This window comes from Shewanella sp. SM101 (assembly GCF_025654465.1).
Classification (GTDB): Bacteria; Pseudomonadota; Gammaproteobacteria; order Enterobacterales; family Shewanellaceae; genus Shewanella; species Shewanella oncorhynchi.
This window is the reverse complement of sequence record NZ_JAKKRH010000017.1, coordinates 1-19,523: the sequence shown is the minus strand read 5'-3', so window position 1 is coordinate 19,523 and position 19,523 is coordinate 1. Positions and strand designations below refer to the sequence as shown.

The 19,523-nt window shown below is 46.2% G+C and carries 17 protein-coding genes; 8 read left to right on the top strand and 9 right to left on the bottom strand.

Annotated features, from left to right (window positions below):
* The first annotated feature begins 5 nt into the window (after positions 1–5).
* On the top strand, positions 6–1,508 hold the full coding sequence (locus L5M38_RS11045) for a DUF3300 domain-containing protein (RefSeq protein WP_263179107.1): 1,503 nt from the start codon (positions 6–8) through the stop codon (positions 1,506–1,508).
* Between the two features lie 78 nt (positions 1,509–1,586).
* On the opposite strand, the gene L5M38_RS11040 is transcribed toward L5M38_RS11045, so the two are convergent.
* Complete coding sequence (locus L5M38_RS11040; protein ID WP_263179106.1) at positions 1,587–2,063, bottom strand: cytoplasmic protein; 477 nt, start codon at positions 2,061–2,063, stop codon at positions 1,587–1,589.
* A 97-nt stretch (positions 2,064–2,160) separates the two neighbouring features.
* Positions 2,161–5,808 (bottom strand): EAL domain-containing protein, encoded by a 3,648-nt coding sequence (locus L5M38_RS11035; protein WP_263179105.1) that lies wholly within the window; start codon positions 5,806–5,808, stop codon positions 2,161–2,163.
* 614 nt (positions 5,809–6,422) lie between these two features.
* Here L5M38_RS11035 and L5M38_RS11030 point away from each other — a divergent pair.
* The 6 genes from L5M38_RS11030 to cyoE all read left to right on the top strand — a co-directional run bounded on the left by L5M38_RS11030 (position 6,423) and on the right by cyoE (position 11,994).
* Entirely contained in the window at positions 6,423–6,812 is a 390-nt protein-coding gene (locus L5M38_RS11030; protein WP_006079495.1) for a hypothetical protein, read from the top strand.
* 187 nt (positions 6,813–6,999) lie between these two features.
* Complete coding sequence (cyoA, locus tag L5M38_RS11025; protein WP_263179102.1) at positions 7,000–8,103, top strand: ubiquinol oxidase subunit II; 1,104 nt, start codon at positions 7,000–7,002, stop codon at positions 8,101–8,103.
* Between the two features lie 2 nt (positions 8,104–8,105).
* The gene (gene cyoB, locus L5M38_RS11020; protein ID WP_259559976.1) at positions 8,106–10,085 is read left to right on the top strand and encodes a cytochrome o ubiquinol oxidase subunit I; all 1,980 of its coding nucleotides are present in this window, start codon (positions 8,106–8,108) and stop codon (positions 10,083–10,085) included.
* A 1-nt stretch (position 10,086) separates the two neighbouring features.
* Positions 10,087–10,707: a cytochrome o ubiquinol oxidase subunit III gene (gene cyoC, locus L5M38_RS11015; RefSeq protein WP_006079490.1), complete on the top strand. Its 621-nt coding sequence runs from the start codon at positions 10,087–10,089 to the stop codon at positions 10,705–10,707.
* Complete coding sequence (gene cyoD / locus L5M38_RS11010; RefSeq protein WP_259566140.1) at positions 10,707–11,048, top strand: cytochrome o ubiquinol oxidase subunit IV; 342 nt, start codon at positions 10,707–10,709, stop codon at positions 11,046–11,048. Before cyoC ends, cyoD begins: the two co-directional genes overlap by 1 nt.
* Positions 11,049–11,061: 13 nt before the next feature.
* Positions 11,062–11,994: a heme o synthase gene (cyoE, locus tag L5M38_RS11005; protein ID WP_006079488.1), complete on the top strand. Its 933-nt coding sequence runs from the start codon at positions 11,062–11,064 to the stop codon at positions 11,992–11,994.
* 111 nt (positions 11,995–12,105) lie between these two features.
* On the opposite strand, the gene L5M38_RS11000 is transcribed toward cyoE, so the two are convergent.
* The 7 genes from L5M38_RS11000 to L5M38_RS10970 all read right to left on the bottom strand — a co-directional run bounded on the left by L5M38_RS11000 (position 12,106) and on the right by L5M38_RS10970 (position 19,380).
* On the bottom strand, positions 12,106–12,630 hold the full coding sequence (locus tag L5M38_RS11000; protein ID WP_063882191.1) for a protein disulfide oxidoreductase: 525 nt from the start codon (positions 12,628–12,630) through the stop codon (positions 12,106–12,108).
* A gap of 25 nt (positions 12,631–12,655) precedes the next feature.
* Positions 12,656–13,540 (bottom strand): thioredoxin domain-containing protein, encoded by an 885-nt coding sequence (locus L5M38_RS10995; protein WP_263167966.1) that lies wholly within the window; start codon positions 13,538–13,540, stop codon positions 12,656–12,658.
* A 135-nt stretch (positions 13,541–13,675) separates the two neighbouring features.
* Positions 13,676–15,787 carry a protein-disulfide reductase DsbD family protein gene (locus L5M38_RS10990; RefSeq protein ID WP_263179099.1) on the bottom strand — a complete coding sequence of 704 codons (2,112 nt, stop codon included), beginning with the start codon at positions 15,785–15,787 and terminating at the stop codon, positions 13,676–13,678.
* A gap of 279 nt (positions 15,788–16,066) precedes the next feature.
* Complete coding sequence (locus L5M38_RS10985; RefSeq protein ID WP_317630244.1) at positions 16,067–16,495, bottom strand: hypothetical protein; 429 nt, start codon at positions 16,493–16,495, stop codon at positions 16,067–16,069.
* A 195-nt stretch (positions 16,496–16,690) separates the two neighbouring features.
* Entirely contained in the window at positions 16,691–17,440 is a 750-nt protein-coding gene (locus L5M38_RS10980; RefSeq protein ID WP_263167963.1) for a 3-oxoacyl-ACP reductase family protein, read from the bottom strand.
* Between the two features lie 260 nt (positions 17,441–17,700).
* A complete protein-coding gene (locus tag L5M38_RS10975) occupies positions 17,701–18,870 on the bottom strand; it encodes an MFS transporter (protein WP_263167962.1) in 1,170 nt (389 codons plus the stop codon).
* 153 nt (positions 18,871–19,023) lie between these two features.
* Positions 19,024–19,380: an alpha/beta fold hydrolase gene (locus L5M38_RS10970; protein ID WP_263179097.1), complete on the bottom strand. Its 357-nt coding sequence runs from the start codon at positions 19,378–19,380 to the stop codon at positions 19,024–19,026.
* On the opposite strand from L5M38_RS10970, the gene L5M38_RS10965 reads away from it, so the two are divergent.
* Positions 19,379–19,523 (top strand): helix-turn-helix domain-containing protein (locus L5M38_RS10965; protein WP_263179145.1); only part of this gene is annotated, 145 nt, incomplete at its 3' end. The two genes, L5M38_RS10970 and L5M38_RS10965, sit on opposite strands and share 2 nt — an antisense overlap.

Below are 19,523 nucleotides of genomic sequence, written 5' to 3'. Positions count from 1 at the left end.
AAACCATGAACAGACTACATCGATGGAATTGGCTAGTGTTAACGGCGGCATTAGTGGCCTTGCCTTTCACTACCACAGCACAGGCTGCGGGCATATCTGCGAGCCAAGGATCGAGCACAGCGGCAAGCCAAGCCGAACTCGAACAAATGCTGGCGCCTATTGCCCTGTATCCCGATAGCTTATTGACCCACATACTTATTGCCTCAACTTATCCACTCGAAATAGTGCAGGCACAGCGTTGGTTAACCCAACGCCCCAAATCATCGATCGACCAAATTATGTCGCAAGCCGAAGATCAGGACTGGGACCCGAGCGTCAAAGCCTTGCTGGCCTTCCCGACGCTGCTGCAAAAAATGAGTGAAGATCTCGAATGGACTCAAAGACTCGGTGAAGCCTTCTTAGAAGATGAAGGCCAAGTGATGAACAGCATTCAGTCCCTAAGACAACAGGCTGATAAAGCGAATAGCTTAGCAGACATGGATAACATGGCAATTACCCGCGCCAACAATCAGATCATCATAGAACCCGCTAAGCGAGAAATCGTCTACGTCCCCTATTACGATCCACGCGTGGTTTACGGCACATGGCGTTGGGGTGTGGCTTATCCTCCTGTATATTGGGAATTTGGCGGCTATGCTGGCTATCCCTATCGTCCGAGTCATAACCATTTCTACTGGTCACCGGGCATCCATATTTCCTTTAACTACTTCTTCAGTTCGTTCCACTGGCACAACCATAAAGTGGTGGTGATCGACTATCGCCATTCACACCGATATCGCCCACGGGAAAGATACAGTGTTAGCCATGGCGCACAACCTTGGAAACATAAACCCGAACATAGACGCGGTGTGAGTTATCACAATCCAGTGGTGAAACAACGCTATTACCATGATGATAAATATCGCGGCAGAGATTCACACTCAAGCGGCAGTAAACAGCACTTCAATAGCCAATATTCGAAGTCTAAAGAACGCCAAGATACCCATAGTAATCTGGGTAATATGAGTAATCAGGGCAATAAAAGTCGTGATAATAAAGACTATCACAACGTCAGCCGTGAACGTGATAACCGCACACCGAGTTATCAGAAAACGCAAGCCGAGTTAAAGGAGCGTCGCGCCGCGACTATGGTACAAACGCCGACTCACAAGGAGCGTAATGACATGCAATCAAGACCCGTGCAGTCAAAGCCAATGCCATCGAGGGAGCCGCAGCAAAGGCAATATCAAACTCGGGAGTCACAGCCGCGTAATGTCGATCAACAAAGGGCACAGTCACAAAGGCAAGAAAAACCAAGAACTATGACCCCAAGAGTTGAAACGCCACGGCCTGAAACAAGACGTACAGAGCCACAACGGATTGAACAACCAAGACAAGCGGCGCCTAGACAACGCGAAGAAGTGAGAGTGAGACAAAGTGAGCCACGCCAAAATGCGCAAACCGCTCGCTCGGTAGAACATAACCAAGGTCGATCAACTCAAAGCCAAGAACGCCGTCATAGGGAATGATCCCGCTATGGCCGCAGTAAAACAAAGAGCGCAGTTATCTGCGCTCTTTTTTTTTTAAGTCACTTATTTTTAAATCGATTAAAACTTCAAGGTCAAGGACTGACCTTCTCCCATTCCCTGCCACTCGACACTCAAATCCATAATCTCATTGAGAATATGATCAAAATCTGTTTGGTTAACAGTAGGAACGGCCAAGTCTCGACTGCTACAGGCTTGCTCTAATAGATAAATAAAGCCGTCATAGGTTGGCGTTTCACCCGACCACAGTAGCGACTGCAGGGTCTCAACTATGGATTCGGCTTGCCACACCTCCGTTTTATCAGCGATGCCGCGGGAGGTTTCATTATGCTCTAAGGTAAAGCTGATATCGGCGCCAGCTCTGATCTGCGAGAAAAAAGCGCCTTGAATATGCAGGCGTTTTTCAACCACATAGTGGATCATATCGTGAGGTGCTATACCTTGTTCTGGCATTTGGGTTTGGGTCGCACTACCGTCCATGCGCACACAGCGCAACTGGCCATAACACTGAGTACCTTTAGTGAAGATGACTTGCATAAAACCATCCTTAGTATTTTGATTAACGCATGCATAATGCGAACTCAAGTATAGTCCAACTCTGCGCCAGCATTAGAAAAACAACAACAGTCTACCGTTATAAATTACGCTGGATAAAGCGGAAACACTCTTCTGCCGCTAAGGGTTTACTAAAGTAAAACCCTTGCACTAAGTCGCACCCCATGCTCGACAATAATACCAATTGCGCCTCGTTTTCAACCCCTTCAGCGACCACAGTTAACCCCAATTCATGGGACATAGAAATAGTTGCAGCGCTAATGGCTGCATCGTTCGAGTCGGTCTCAATATCCTTCACAAAGGATCGGTCAAGCTTTAACCTGTCTAAGGGCAAGAGTTTCAAATAGGATAAAGAGGAATATCCTGTACCAAAATCATCGATGGCGAGCTCGATACCATGTTGACGTAATTCCGCTAATAGGCGCGCATTCTGCTCAGGATATTGCATCGCCACACTCTCGGTGATCTCGAGCTCCAGTGCGCCTTTGCCCAACTTGTGCTTCACCAGCACATTGGTAATATCGGCGACTATCGTATCCTTACGGAGTTGATGTGCCGACAGATTCACTGCCATTCGCAACTCAGTGGCACCCGCTGCGCGCCAGACAGCAAGTTGCGCCATCGCCGTTTCTAACACCCATTGGCCAATTGGGATGATCATGTCGATCTCTTCGGCAATGGGAATAAAACGGTCAGGCGCTATCATGCCAAATTCGGGATGCTGCCAGCGCACAAGCGCTTCGACACTGACCACTTGCCCGCTTCTAATATCAATTTGTGGCTGATAATGAAGTCGTAATTCGTCGTTTGCTAACACTTGCCTTAGGCCAGTTTCAATATGCTGGCGCTCAGTGATCAAGGTGTTCATTGCCACAGTAAAGAATTGATAGTTATTGCGTCCAGCCGCTTTTGCGCGGTACATGGCCATATCGGCATTTTTCATCAAGGCTTCAACACTGTCACCATCATTGGGGAATAAACTGATCCCTATACTTGGCGATGAATGTAATGCTTGATTATTAATCACATAGGTTTGACTCAAACCACTACGCAGCGCCTCGGCCAAACTGGCCACTTCATCATGGTTTGTATCGGACAAGGCAACTACAAACTCATCGCCCCCCAAACGCGCCACAGTATCATTATCACCAACGATGTATTTCAAACGTCGGGCCACCTCTAGCAGCAGTTGATCGCCCACATGATGGCCCAAGGTATCGTTGATATTTTTAAAGTGGTCCATGTCGATAAACATTACCGCTATTTGGCTGTGGGATACCAGAGCATCCTTAAACACCACTTCGAGGCGCGACTGCAAGCTCAGTCGATTAGGCAATAAGGTCAAAGAGTCATGATGGGCAAGGAAATGAATGCGTTCCTCACTGACTTTACGCTCACTGATATCGGTAAAGCTGCCAATATAGTGACTCACGGCACCAGAATCATCCCGCACCACAGACATCATCAACCATTTCGGAAAATCGTAGCCTTGTTTATGCCTATCCCAGACTTCACCTTGCCAGAAACCCGTTTGTTCGAGGGCAGCACGGACTTGAGAATCGATACTTTTATCCGTTCGTTCAGCCTCTATAAAACGGCAGTTTTTACCAATAATGTCCTCTCTGGAATAACCCGTGATCTGAGAAAATGCGCTATTCACATCCACAATGATATCGTTGGCATCCATAATCGTGATGCCTTCACCACTCTGCTGAAATACTTGTGCCAAAAGATTTACCCGCGCAACGGTACGCTCCTGCTCGGTAATATCTTCGACGATAAACAAAATTAGCTGTTCACCATTAGCACCAGTAACTAAAGCCCCGTTGAGGCGCACCGCCACTAATTGGCCATTTTTATGTAAATAATGCTTCTGATAGGGGCCGTAACGGCGCGTCTGCTTTAAGCGCTCTAATTGCTCAGTTTCACTTAATTGATAACGCTTTGGGGTAAGATCCCAAGGATCAAGTTGATTAAGCTCATCGAGCGAATAACCCGTAATCGCTTGAAAGGCGGGGTTAATCGCCACAAATTGACCATCATCTAAACGTTTAAGCACATGCCCCACTGGGGCCTTATCAAATAGGTTTCGATATTTTTGCTCACTTTCGACCAAGGTAGCTTGAAAAGCCTGACGGCGGGCAATTTCCTTCGACAATGCCATGGTTTTTTCTGTCACTTTTTCGGCAATACGTTGGCGCTCGCCGGAGGAAACCAGTGTCATACCGCCCACGACCGCACAAGTGATAAAGGCGAGCAGCAGCATTAGTAGCGATAAGCTAAAAGTATCGCCCATCAGCACCGCATAGGATTGATAAATCACTATATGCCAATGACGATCCGCTAACATCAGATTTGCCTGAAAATACTGCCCAGTTTTATCGCTGAAGAGCTTGCTGCTAAATTCGGGAAACGATTTTTGAGTATTGCTATAAAGTAAGGTACCGCCCGCACTCATATCTGTCAGTTGCCACTGCAACCCTTTTACACTATCAACATCATCAATAATGCCTTGCAAATCAATTACAGCTGAACAAAACCCTGAGATCTTACCCAATCGGTCAAAAGCAGGAGCAATGAGTAAAGTGCCACCAGGGCCATTGGGATCTTGTGCTAATTGAATCTTGGCTGTCATCACGGGTGCTAACGTCGCACGCACTTTTGCTATGGCTGCGGCTCGCGTCGGCTCACTATTGAGATCTAATCCCAAGGCCGCTTCATTACCTATCTGCGGCTGAATATACATCACAGGGACTAGCCAACCATCAGTATTCGCCTGCCAGCCTTCGGGATGAGTCACTTTGTAGGAACCACCAACCACAGAACGAATGGATGCCTCAAAACTTTGCTGATCGGCTGCCGCCACAAGCGGTGACCAAGACCAAGCTCTAAAGCCATCCTTCATCAACATATTTCGTTTGCCAAACTGTACAAACTCATCCTCAGAAACCTGCTCGCTATTATCGAACAAGCTTGCTAAGGCAACAATTTGTTGGAGGTTAGCATCTTGAAAACTTTCAATATTGCTAATAATCGCATTAGATTGAACCAGAAACTTATCCTGCAACTGTTGGCGCTGATTCATATCTGAGTAGTAATAAATCCCCACGCAGAATAAAAAGCCCACCAGCAAAGGCACACCCGTCTGAATGCGGCGAGAACGCCAAATAACTCGCTTATCAAATAGCAACATAGTCAGAGGGATAAATATCACGGCACCGAGCAAATCCCCAGTCCACCAATTTATTAAACTACCCAGTAAATCGGACTGTGGAATCGTACCGTTAATCACTAAGGAGAAATTGCCAAAAACAGTCGCTACAGTACAAGTTAAAGCTAAACTCAAGCAGGATTTAATGACGGCGTTAGGATTATCTAGGGTGAATAAATGATCGACTCGCCCAAGAACATAGGCAGAAAGCACTGCCTGTATAGATGAGCCAATTGAAATCGCAAAGGGCAACCACCCCCAATGGATATGTCCGCTGATGTTGAGATTAATCAACAAAGAACCAATGAACACGCCAATCCAAGGCGCATATTCCTTCCATAAAACACAAGCGGCAATAGCAATACCCGCGGCAGGCCAAATTGCAGCAGAATATCCAGGCGGCAAAGCAATCATCAAACCAATTTTACCTACAATAACGTAAGCTAAGGCGATGAAAATGTTTACCTTAAGGTATGGGATAAATGACTTTATGTGTAGTCCTTCATGCTGACGCACTTCGAGAATTGAGAAGCATCATGCCTACTCACAGGCTCAATCTCAAGCACATATCAGGGGCGAGATAAGTTCACAGTTTAATAATCGGTTTATCTAATGTAAATAGCGTAAATGACTGACACAATCACTCATTTAACGTGATGTTTTTATTTGGGATGCCGATCTCAAATGCACTTAATCACACAGCCAAACTTGGCGAGCCCAATCTTGCGACAAACAAGCTAACCCATCAAGACAACTATCGGCAACATTAGCCCCACCATAGAAGTTAAGCTTAGTCTTTTTGCGGGTAAAGCTAACATGTTTATAGGGGCTATAATCAACTCAATGACACCACAAGCAAATCAACTTTAGTCAAAATGAATAAATGAGAGGCTTCACAATTTTTTATTTTATGAGAACAAAATCAGTTTAAATACTGTTAATTTCGTAAAGATAACGATCCTATTTAGTTTTAATTAAGGTTTTTTTAATACTAAAGCCCTTTTACTACGGGGATCCGCTTTCATTCAATAGCCGCTTCTTGGTATCCTCCTGCCGCATAAAAAAGTTGCATGCTGAATATTTTTTGTTCTGCCAACTGACTCCCTTTCCCGTTCAACCGGATCCGTTAATTGAAATTAGCTCTTAGCCAATTCATTGCTGAAAGATTGAACCTGATTATTCGGTTTTCAACCTTTAGCATGACAAACCTAACCCTGTTTTTCGGGTTATTGTTTGTGCTGCCTGTAGCTGACGTTTTGTACGTATTGATCGGCGGTTGTGTCGATATTAGTGAACTCATCAGCCTCAGCAATGGCTTTTTAGTCGAGTTTATCGGCGCCAGTCTGCTCAGCCTGTTATTGCTCAACCCCCTCGTTATTCTGCAGTTATGGCATTTAATCGACTGCTGCTTCAAATTTTTCAATAATCTCGATTTAACTAACGCTTCACTTTTTTTAGCACCCCCAAGGCTAAAATCACTCGAACATACCGCCCACGGTTGTCGCGCCCCGCCATTTTAACCCTCTGTTTTTAAATTCAAATTAAGCATTAAGCGCTGAAAGCTGCTCTTCGATTTCGTCGGGATGGCGGCACATTTTGTGTCATTCCTCTTGGGTTTCAGGATTTGCGCTCAGATAACGCCGCTTAGTGCGACTGCCGGTTCACGCTTGGCAGAGTTGTAAACCTTAGGGTTAGAGGAATCTTCCTTTGTTAATTCGAAAATTAAGTAAAGCGGCAATCGCGGCAATAGCATTCACGCTCGCGGGTTGTGATGGCGGTGTGTTGGACCCTAAGGGCCAAATCGGTATCGATGAAAAACACCTGATTATCGTCGCCACCCTACTCATGCTGATTGTTGTTATCCCTGTGATTGCCATGACATTGTACTTCGCGTGGAAATATCGCGATGGCCGTGATCAAGAAATCTATGCGCCTAAATGGGCACACTCAACAGCGATTGAAACCGTCGTGTGGATAGTGCCGATTGTGATCGTAATAGTGCTCGGTGTGATCACTTGGGGTTCGACCCATGATCTTGATCCATATAAGCCTTTAGTGCACGAAGCTAAACCCGTCACGGTTGAAGTGGTGTCGCTGGACTGGAAATGGTTATTCATTTATCCAGAACAAGGCGTGGCATCGGTCAATGAGTTGGCGTTTCCAGCCAATGTGCCGGTGAACTTTAAGATCACCTCTGATACTGCGATGAACTCCTTCTTCATCCCGCAGTTAGGCAGCCAGATTTACTCTATGGCGGGCATGACTACTAAATTGCATTTGATCGCTAACGAGCCAGGCACCTTCGATGGTATCTCGGCTAACTACAGCGGCGCAGGATTTGCGGGCATGAAGTTTAAAGCGATTGCCACTCAGACACCTGCCGACTTCGATGCATGGGTTGCCAAGTTAAAACAACAGGGCAAGACATTGGACTCAGCGGCCTACGCCACACTGGCTAAACCGAGTGAATACAATCCGGTTGAATACTTTGGCTCAGTGAGCAAAGGGATGTTTGACCAAATCGTGATGCAGTACATGCACATGGACTCACATGACGGCATGAAAGGTCACGAAGGAATGGACATGCACGCAGGCATGGAACACATGGGCACTGAACACACATCTGACATGGCAGACATGAAAGGTATGCACGACATGGCACATATGGCAGGCGAGCACGCGATGGAAAATACACAGAACATGGCCGACATGGATAGCTCAACACCTTCTGTACCGTCATCAGCACAGGACTCATCCACAGAACCTTTATCCTTAGAGCACTCATCCACTCAAAAAGTGGAGGCGGAGTAATCATGTCATTTCTCGGTAAATTAAGCTTAGATGCGATTCCGTATCACGAGCCTATCATCATGGTGACCTTAGCGGTCGTCGCAGTGGTAGGTTTGTATATTGCAGCCTTAATCACTAAACACAAAAAATGGAGCGTACTTTGGAACGACTGGTTAACCTCAGTTGACCATAAACGCCTAGGTATCATGTACATAGTGTTAGCTTTGGTGATGCTCATTCGTGGCTTCTCCGATGCCATTATGATGCGTACCCAGCAAGCACTCGCCACCAACGGCGCCGCAGGTTATCTGCCGCCTGAACATTACGACCAAATCTTCACCGCCCACGGCGTGATCATGATTATCTTTATGGCGATGCCATTTATGATAGGTCTGATGAACTTAGTGTTGCCGCTGCAAATTGGTGCCCGCGACGTTGCCTTCCCATTCTTGAACAACCTCAGCTTCTGGCTTACCGCCTCTGGCGCTGTGTTGATCAATATTTCATTGGGTTTAGGTGAATTTGCTAAGACAGGTTGGGTGGCGTATCCACCCCTCTCAGAGCTGGCTTACAGTCCGGGAGTTGGGGTCGATTACTATATCTGGGCACTGCAGATTTCGGGCATAGGGACGACCTTAACCGGGGTGAACTTTATCGCCACCGTACTGAAGATGCGTGCCCCTGGCATGAAGCTGATGCAAATGCCAATCTTCACTTGGACTTGTACGTGGGCGAACATATTGATCGTCGCGTCATTCCCAATCTTAACCGCTGTGTTAGCCCTGCTGACACTCGACCGTTACATGGATTTCCACTTCTTCACCAATGACGGTGGCGGTAACGCCATGATGTATATCAACCTGTTTTGGGCGTGGGGACATCCTGAAGTTTACATCCTGATTTTGCCTGCTTTTGGTATTTTCTCCGATGTGATCTCAACCTTTACCTCTAAGCGTCTGTTCGGTTACACCTCTATGGTGTGGGCGAGTGGTGCGATTTCAATTCTAGGTTTCATCGTTTGGTTACACCACTTCTTCACCATGGGCTCAAGTGCCAACGTCAACGCTTTCTTCGGGGTGATGACTATGGTGATTGCGGTTCCAACCGGGGTAAAACTGTTTAACTGGTTGTTCACTATCTACCGTGGCCGCCTACGTTTAACGGTACCTGTGTTGTGGACACTAGGCTTTATGGTGACTTTCACCATAGGCGGTATGACAGGTGTGTTATTAGCCTTACCGGGTGCCGACTACGTTCTACATAACAGTTTGTTTTTAATCGCACATTTCCATAACACTATTATTGGTGGTGCGGTATTTGGTTACTTAGCAGGCTTTGCTTACTGGTTCCCGAAAGCGACAGGTTTCCACTTAAATGAGCGTTTAGGTAAAGCGTCATTCTGGTGCTGGCAAATCGGTTTCTATGTAGCCTTTATGCCGCTGTACGTACTGGGCTTTATGGGTATGACACGCCGTATCAACCACATTGATAACCCAGCGTGGAACGTATGGATCTACTTAGCCGCCGTGGGTGCTTGCATCATCATGGTCGGTATCATTCTGCAGTTTATCCAACTGTACGTGAGTATCCGTGACCGCGACCAAAACCGCGATACTACGGGCGATCCATGGAATGGCCATACTTTAGAGTGGTCAACCGCTTCACCACCGCAGTTCTATAACTTCGCTAAGCTGCCACAGGTTGATGATATCGATGCCTTTACCGATGCGAAAGAAAAAGGCGTGGCTTATCAACGTCAAAAACACTACCAAGCTATCCATATGCCGAAAAATACCCCAAGCGGTATCTTAATGGCGCTGGGGATCACTGCCGCTGGTTTTGCCGCTATTTGGCACATCCTGTGGTTAGCCATTGTGGGTTTAGTGGGCGCTTTCGTGGTGTTCCTGTTCCGTGCTTATAACAATGACGTCGACTATTACGTGCAACCCGATGAAGTGGCTCGCATTGAAAATGCCCACTTAAACAATGTAGTAAGGGGCTGATATGAGTATTGCAATCCCAGCAGATTTAGAAGTAGCTCACGCAGAAGATCACCACGAACACCATGACACCAGTGGCAACACTCTGTTTGGTTTTTGGATTTACCTGATGACCGACTGCATTTTGTTTGCCTCGGTTTTCGCAACCTATGCCGTGCTCTACATGAACACGGACGGTGGCGTTTCGGGTAAAGACATTTTCGAATTGGACTTTGTGCTGATTGAAACTGCCGCCCTGCTCGTTAGTAGTATTACCTATGGCATGGCGTTGATTTTTGCTAAGCGCCACAACAAAGCCGCGACCTTGGCTTGGTTACTCGTCACCTTCGCCCTCGGTTGTGTGTTTATCGGGATGGAAGTCTATGAATTCCATCACCTGATTGAACACGGCAATGGCCCACAGCGTAGCGCTTTCCTGTCGTCCTTCTTCACCCTTGTCGGTATGCACGGCTTGCACGTGACCGCAGGTCTGATTTGGATGGCGATCATGATGATTGAAGTGGCGAAAACCGGTTTAGGTAATCGCAGCATCACCCGCCTGAGCTGCTTAAGCTTGTTCTGGCATTTCCTCGACATAGTGTGGATTTGTGTATTCACGGTCGTGTATTTATTGGGAGCACTTTAATGAGCGCACATAGTCATACTGATAAGCCTAACCATGGCACTGACGATCTGGCCGCGAGCATTAAGTCATATCTAATGGGCTTTGTGCTGTCAGTGGTATTAACCGCCATTCCGTTTTGGGCCGTAATGACCCATCACTTCGAGAAAGCGACCACCCTTAGCTTAGTGCTAGTGATGGCGATAGTGCAGATAGTGGTACATCTTAAGTACTTCTTACACTTAGATTTCTCGAAAGAAGGCAAAGTAAACACCTTCTCCTTCCTGTTTACTGCCCTGATTATTGTCATGGTAGTCGGCCTGTCGGTGTGGATCATACTCGAAGCCAACGCTTTGATGATGTAACGAGAAACAGTCTATGCAAATACAAGACAGATTTATGTCACCGCAATGGAAAGCACGCTTCAAAGGGTATGTACAGGTGACTAAGCCTGGCATCATTTTCGGGAATCTGATTTCCGTTGCTGGCGGTTTTTTATTAGCCGCCAAAGGCGACGTAAATCTGGTCTTGATGCTAGCGAGCTTAGTAGGATTGTCCTTGGTCGTAGCCTCGGGTTGCGCAATCAATAATTGTATTGACCGTGATATCGACGCCAAGATGCAGCGAACCTGCAAACGCGTGACCGTCACGGGCGAAATTGCCGTGGGTAACGTACTCGCGTTTGGACTCGCCTTAGGCGTGTTGGGCTTTAGCATCTTAGCCTTGTTTACCAATGCATTAGCCCTGCTATTTGCCGTTATTGGTTACATAGTATATGTGGGGGTTTATAGCCTCTACATGAAACGTAACTCAGTGTATGGCACTTTAGTTGGCAGCTTCTCGGGCGCAGTACCGCCCGTGGTTGGCTATTGCAGTGTGACAGGGCAAATGGACATGGGCGCGGCTATATTGCTGTTGATGTTCAGTTTATGGCAGATGCCACATTCTTACGCCATCGCGATTTTCCGTTTTAATGACTATGCGGCAGCCAATATTCCTGTGCTACCGGTTGCAGAAGGCATGACCAAAGCAAAGCTGCATATCGTGCTTTATATTGCCGTGTTCGCCTTAGTCAGTGCACTGTTGCCACTCGCGGGTTACACAGGTATCGCCTTTATGGCGGTCACCTGCGCAACCAGCCTGTGGTGGCTTGCCATGGCATTAAAAGGTTATCGCCACGGCGTCGACATGCAACGCTGGGCTCGCCAAGTGTTTGGTTTTTCAATCATCACTATTACGGCGCTCAGTGTGACTATGGCGCTCGACTTCCAAGTTGTGAGTCAGGCACCACTACTCACTTTAGTGAAGTAAATCCTAAGCTTTTAGCTAGTTGTCTAGTCCTGAAATAAGTTGATAATACAAAAGCGCTAACTAAGATTAGCGCTTTTTTTCTCTCCTAAAACAGCCCCTGAAGCATCACTTCTAAGTGAACATCATTCGCCACCACATACCGGGTAGGCTAGTAAAGCCAGTCGTGTAGTGTTTTAACTCGCCATCTTTAAAGATCATAATGGTTGGCGTCGCCTGCAATGACCAATCACGGGCAATCTTGCTGTCACTATCGTTAATAGTGTCAAAGCCATAATCCTGATGCTGAAGATATTTTCTCAGTTTCTCATCCTCACCCGAACTCATGGCAACCGTCACCACGGGGTAATAGGCCGACATTTGATTAACCGCCGGGCTGACAAAATTACACACAGGGCACCAAGTGCCCCAGAAGTACACCAATACCGCCTGATCTTGGCTGAGCGTGGCAATATCAAGCGTCTCCCCAGCCAAGGTCGTCCCTTGTAGCTGTGGCAAATTATCCCGTGGGATATCTTTGCCGCGCCAGATGTCCATCACGCTGGTCACGATAATGACAATGAGCAGCAAAAGTGCCAGCTGCTTAATCCAGCCCAATATGCGTTTAGGTAAAGATATCGAAACTTGTTCGGCGCTCATATTTTCAGTTTCCTTTGGCTGCATCTTAACTGCTCTTCTGCGTCTTATCTTTAGCGGCAATCGCGGCTTCGAGCTGCTCTTTTAACACTTCGTAAGGCACTAGTCCGGGAATAAGCGTATCGGCCACTATCATACTTGGAGTGCCACCTATACCTAACTCATTCATTAAATTAACATTGTCATCTACCATTTTAGCGACGCGCTCATCTGTGTTGCCGACCCAGCGCTCGGTTGCCGTCAGTTTAGCGACCTTAGCGATGGCTGCGGCATCGAGTCCACGCGGACTCGACATCAACATATCCTTCACCTTGAGATACTTTTCGGGCTCGTTTAACCAAACCGTTTGGGCAAAATCGACCGCCATTTTGGAGCCTTCGCCCTGCAGCGGCACCATTTTGACTATGATTTTTAACTGCGGAAATTCTTCAATCAGCTGGTTCAGCGAAGGCTCGATTTTCTTGCAGTATGGGCAGTTAAAATCAGTGAAGTACACCATCTCAATCTCAGGTGTCGCAGCGCCCTTCCACGGATCGCTTTTGGTCTCATACATGGCTTTATGATGAGTCACAAGACTGGTTTGCATGGCTGTATTTGCACCCTCTTGCTCCCTTGCTTGCCACGCAATAATTGCTTCTCTCATTAGGTCAGGATCATTGATCAAGGCATCTTTAAGAATCGCTCGCACCTCTTGCTGCTGCGCCGCCGATAAACTGCTGTCTTTGGCATAGGCCATGGTGCTCACCGAAGGCAAGGAAACCACCAGCATGGCCATGGCGACACCCGAGACAGCAAACATCTGCAACTTGCGATGTTTGAATAAAGAGCTAAATTTCGACATTTTAGTGCCTCCGATGACTTGAGTATTCCGCATTGATTCAGTGATGTTTTGTGCTTCAATTGTCTGTTTCATAATCGATTTCCATTGTTTCAGGTCAGGAGCTTCCTGACCTGAGTATTTGTTGAGTGCCACTCGACTCGCTATTGAATGAAACTCGCCAGTGATATTGCCGAGTGACATATCCGAGTGAATGGCTGGTCGTTAGCGTTATTTCCCTGCCGCTACGGATGACTTTTCAGGGGACGCAGAGGCCTGCTCAATCGCAGCAAGCACAAGGTCAGTCGATAGAATTTCCGGTAACTCAATCCCCTGCGGTGCACCCGGGCCGTAAACCACGTTAAATGGCACTCCAAAACGATTATGGCTTTGCAGGTAGTGAGTAATGGGCTCAGAAGGCGTAGTCCAATCGCCCTTCATCGACAAAATATGCGACTGTTGCAACAGGCTATAAACAGGATCTTGCAAGATCACGCCAACTTTATTGGCCTTACAGGTAATGCACCAATCGGCAGTGACATCAACAAACACAGTTTTGCCTTGGGCAACCTGCTGATTAATCAATGCTTGATCCAATGGCGTCCAAGTAAGATCCGCAGGTAAAGGTTTAGCCCACTGGTTCGCCGTCATAAATGCAATAACCGCCGACAGTAAAATGCCGATACCTAAGCAGCTCACAATGGCAATCGCGCCATATTTTTTAGCCATAAACACCATAAATATCAGTGTAATGACACCCGCTAACGGCCAGAGGTAGAGCACATCAATAAAGCTGGCCAACAAGCTAATCAACCACAAACTGGTGATGAGCAACATGCCGGAGAAAAACACTTTAACTGTATTCATCCAGCGACCGGGTTTAGGGAAATAACCCGCCACTTGCGGAAATGCCGCCACAATCAACCAAGGGAACGCCATACCCACGGCCAACGCGGTAAAGATAGCAAACAGGCTCAGTACATCGGCACCTAAAGCGAAGGCGACCGCAGTACCCAGAAATGGCGCACTGCACGGTGTCGCGAGCAGAGTCGCAAACATGCCCTGTAAAAAGTGACCGCTGTTATTATTGCCGCCCGTCGTCGCCAGCTTGGTTTGCACGTTAGAGGGTAAGTTAATCTCAAACACACCTAACATATTGAATGCAAACACTGTGGTCACCAGCGCCATAAAGCCAATGAACCAAGGGTTTTGGAACTGCACACCCCAGCCAATCGCTTGCCCCGTGAGCTTAAGCATTAGGATAAAACCAGCCAGCAACCAGAATGAGGCCAATATCCCCAGCGCCGATGCGATAAACTGCTGGCGGATTTGATTACGCTTAAGATCGGGCGCAGCCACCACTGAACTGAGCTTCATACCAAGCACAGGTAGCACGCAGGGCATAACGTTTAAGATCAAACCACCGATAAGCGCCAGCAGTATCATGCCAAATATCGAGGTGCTTTCTTGGGCAATGACGACAGGCTTAACTTCGGCGCTGTATTCCAGTGCTCGCTCGCTATCGACGACGGTAACATTCAGCGACTTACCTAAAACTTCAGGCTCGCCCAGCCAGCTTTGACCAGTAAAAATACCAATCAATTGCTGGCCGTTAGCATCACTTTCGTTTGGTTTTAAGCTCACTAGCTTAAATGTGGTATCTGGCTCGCCATCGATAATCACGGTTGGACTTTGCCAGTTGGCATCATTAAGTCTGACTTCAAGTTGACCTTTGGTGGCATCCCAACCCATGGTCATGGCAGGATTTTGGCCCTCTTGGGATAACACTTTTTGTGGCACCAGCGACACGGCCTTGTTGTAGGCCAGCATGGCATCGGTATCCGCTTGCAGCGCATTGGGCGTAAAGTCGAGACTAATCTGATAATCCGTCAGCACACAGATAGTGGTACAGGTCGACAAGGTCACTTTGCCACGCAACTGAGTTGGGGCAGAGATATCATCGACTTTCAAGGTTAATGGAAAGGTGGTATTACCTTTGTAACCAAAGGTTTGTAATCCCAATAATGAGAATTCCTCTGGCGCTGGCCATCTCCAATCCACTTGCTGTAGATTGCGAGAGCCATCCCACTTGATGGTAGGCGCGATACCGCCTTCCCCAGGACTGCGCCAATAGGTTTTCCAATCGCCCTCAAGTTGTACTTCAAGCACCGCGGGCAAAGTGTTCGTTGCGGGATCAACTTCGCCCGTCAGCATAAAACGTACTTTGGCTGGCGGGTGATTATCGTTAACTAACCATCCTGTCGATGCCGCCATGAGCGACGGGCTCGTCACTATCAAGGCGAGTATCCAGAATCTGGTTAACATGGATTTTAATGTACTCATTTTGTCCCCATTGGCATGAACCGTTCGTTATGCCCTGTAAATGCTTGCTTTACTGCTTAACTCTGCCCCCATTACAAAGGGCGTGATGGCTTAAGAAAAATCAGTGTGATAGCAGGCTTAATTCAAGAAATTTGATCTGGGATAGGATGTGTAAAATCAGACGTTCTGCAGCTGGGTAATGGTCCTTTCTACCGGTAAACGGGTAAGAAAAGCCAACTATTGAGCTAGAGAATGGGCGCCAGAATAAACTCACCTATCAGTTTGATAAGTAAATTATTTCTATTCTTGAAAGCGACAGAGAGTGAGATGTATTCGCCTAGGTTTAGCCTGATAACCTTGTATGGGTAACAGTGTTATCACGCGGGAGGCGCGGGGAAGTAATGGCAGCAGGAACAACAGGATAAGAAATGGAATGGAACTCGGAGCATCGATACAGGTTCGGATCGATTTCTCAGACAATTCACATTTTTTAGGCTCGCTTTTGACCAGCTCAGTACCCGCCACTTGGGCATCGACGTGACTCGCCATATTGCTTGAAGCTGAGCTGCTGTTTAAAGCTGAACTTGAGTTTAAAACTGAGTTGGCGCTAAAACCAGCTCCAGAAAAAGACGCAGCCGACATCGCTTGCGCGCTCGACTCCTTGAGCAACAAGTTAAGTATTCCACTATTTTGAGTCAAACAGAACAAGGTCAGAATGGTAAACACCATAACACCCCATAGGTTGCCTGTTTGCTTAGTCGATAACTTAGAAATTTGGATTTCCCTTCGTCTTATTCTTTGATAATAAAGATAAAAATGAGTGTCTTTCAACAGATAGCTGAAGATAAGACCGGCGGATTGTAACAATAGTTCTTCAACAAGCAAATTAATTTGTCTTGCCTGAAAAATGGATACAGACAAAGCTTATACAGAAAACCCACCATCAATCATCAGACTCGCCCCTGTGATATAGCCCGCTTCAGGACCCGCGATAAAGGCGACAAAACTAGCAATCTCTTCGGCTTTACCAAAACGCCCTAGGGCGCCCATCGCCTTAACGGGCTCAGATGAATCGCCGTTATCAGGGTTCATATCGGTATCCACAGGGCCAGGCTGAATGTTGTTCACCGTAATTGCACGTGGGCCTAAATCCCGCGCGAGCCCTTTGGCTAAACCGACTAAGGCCGATTTACTCATGCCGTAAATCGCACCACCTACAAACGGAATACGCTCGGCGTTGGTGCTACCGATATTGATGATGCGGCCGCCGTCATTCATGTGCAGCGCCGCTTCTTGACTGGCCACAAACACACTGCGCACATTAGTGTTAATTGTTCGTTCCCAGTCTTCTAACGTCAGATTTTCGATGCTATCCCAAATCAGCGTGCCCGCATTATTGACCACTATATCTAAACCACCGAAGTGCGCTTTGGTCTCGCGAATGGCACGACGGATCGCCTCTGGCTCAGTGCTGTCGGCCTTAATGGCAATGGCTTGACCGCCATGGGTGATAACTTCGTCAACAAGCAATTGTGATTGGGCTTCAGATGACACATAAGTGAAGGCAACCGCGGCGCCGTCACTCGCTAAACGCTTAACGATGGCGGCACCGATACCACGGCTACCACCTTGTACAAAAGCCACTTTACCTTGCAGATTATTTGACGATTTCATAGTTAGCTCACTCAATGGATATACGAAAGTATTGTATATAAAAACGTTGTTAATCCATCACAAATTAGCTGCCGCTCAGTGATTAACACCCATTTTCATACTCTGGTCGTAGCTTACGCTATTAACTTACTCTGATTAAGTCATCAAAATGACCATCACTAAGTCGTACAAGGAATTAGTTGCCTTACAATTTGTTGAAAGTTTATCCTTCAATACAAACGCATTTATATCTTAAAACTGAATCGCTAAGAAAAACAGGTTTAAACTAACTCTTTTAAGGGGGATTTATATAATTTAACTTTAATCAAAATACTGACTAATGCTAAAGCAGTGAACATAAAACTCACCATAAATAAGTTTTCGATGCCAATCTTATATATAAACCACCCGGCAAATGCCGATCCAATCGTGATGCCTAAGTTAGAAAATGAAACAAATAAACTATTAGCAAAAACATGTGCATCACCAGCGTCATCCATAATCCATGTCTGACTGACCAATAAACCTGCAGAGTGTACCGCGCCCCAGAAAACGATAATAGCAATCATAAAATAATATGAGAAACCTAAAAAATTTATCATTGCAAATATCACTAAAAGCATTATCGGGTATAACACTACGGCTCTTAGCATATTGGCATTAATTAGATGACCAAAAATGAAATTACCTACTACGCCAAAAATACCAAAACACATCAGCATTGCACTGATTAACTTACCACTCATACCTGTCACTGTGCTCAAATACTCAGCGATATAACTATATGAAGAGAACATTGCAGCAAAGATAGACACGACAGTCATCAAGGATAACCACATAGCAGGGTTTCGTAAGATATTTACCTGCGCTCCAAATGACATCTTAGTTCTTACGGGCATGTTCTCCATCAACAATAAAACACTCACCAGAGCGATAGCACATGCTGTTAGGCCGAAATAAAACGCTGCTGATAAAGAATATTGCTCCGCAATAAATGAACTCACTGGAACACCTAAAACAAGGCCAACTGCAACACCTGCAAATACTTTCGCTGCGGCATTCGCCTGCTCACTCTCTGCAACCATACTGGTAGCGACCACTAAAGTTACCGAGAAGAACACCGCATGGACTAACGCGGGTAAAATACGGAATATCATCATGGTGGAGTATTCTTGCGTATTCGCATACACCAAGTTTGACACCACAAATAATGCAAGTATCCCAGCCAGCACATACTTACGATTCCACCCAGACATAAATAGCGTCACAAAAGGACCAGTGAATGCAACCACAATGGCATAAATACTAACTAAGAAACCAGCTTGTTGAATGTCTACCTGAAATTGTTGAACAACATAAGGTAGCAAACCAATAATAGACAACTCTGTTGTTATGATGCCAAATACCGCTAACGACAGTGAGAATAACAATATGTTTTCTTTTTTCATCATTCAAAACTCTTAGAATATTGGGATCATAAGAAAGCGTTGCAACTTCTAACGACTAAATCTATGGACAATAGATTTGAGGTAAATTAACGAAAAAATAAATGCCGAGCATTTAAATTACTCGGCATTAGACTCGATATGAATACAGTATTTCTGTTACTTAGTATTAAAAAACTTAAGCACTAATGGTTCCACTTGAGTTGGACACTCCTCCATTAGCCAGTGTCCACATCCATCCAATATATGTCCTTCAACTTGAGTAGCGTACTCATTCATTTGGTCAATTTGAGTTTGACCTAAGCTGCCTAGACCATTACCCGATATCGCTAACAGTGGCATTTTTAGCTTACCTTGAGCCAATATTTCTTTATTTTGTAGAACCGACTTTGGTAAAGCTCGGTAGTATTCACCAGAATTCAGATAATAACTGCGACACTCTAATCGAGGTGTAGAAGAAGCCAACTGCTGAAAAGTGGTACGCTTTATCTCGCCAAAGTAAAAGAGTATCACCATGAATTATCAACAATTGACCGAAGCAAGACGATACCAGATTTCCGTACTGTTAGAACAGGGCTTTTCGATAGCACACATAGCTAAATGCATTGATTGTCATCGCTCTAGTGTCTATAGGGAAGTTAAACGATGCCAAGGGCAAT